Origin of the sequence: Dactylosporangium aurantiacum (genome assembly GCF_000716715.1) — a bacterium.
In the GTDB taxonomy this organism is placed as follows: Bacteria; Actinomycetota; Actinomycetes; order Mycobacteriales; family Micromonosporaceae; genus Dactylosporangium; species Dactylosporangium aurantiacum.
The window spans coordinates 1-238 of the sequence record NZ_JNYJ01000207.1 but is presented as its reverse complement, the minus strand read 5'-3'; the positions used below and the strand labels follow the sequence as shown (position 1 = coordinate 238).

Annotated in this window: 1 protein-coding gene; it reads right to left on the bottom strand. The window is 70.6% G+C overall.

Going from position 1 to position 238, the window contains the following annotated elements; translation table 11 throughout:
• Window positions 1-222 (bottom strand): thiolase family protein (locus tag OP18_RS50930; protein ID WP_483782927.1); only part of this gene is annotated, 222 nt, incomplete at its 3' end.
• Window positions 223-238: the final 16 nt, after the last annotated feature.

The following is a 238-nucleotide window of genomic DNA, read 5'->3' as shown; positions in this document are numbered from 1 at the left end:
CAGATGCTCATCCCGATCCAGCACGACCAGGCCGTTACGGTCCCGGACCGGCACCACCGACCGGGAGAAGTACCCACCCGCCCACGCCTTCGCCGCCCGGGTCTGCGACTCCACGGCGTAGGAGTCGACGTCCTGCCGGCTGAACCCCTCAAGGGTCGCGATCAGGTCGGCGCCGATGCCCTGCGGCACGAACCCCGTGGCGTAGTTCGTCTCCGGGTCCATGGCCCACGCACCGCCG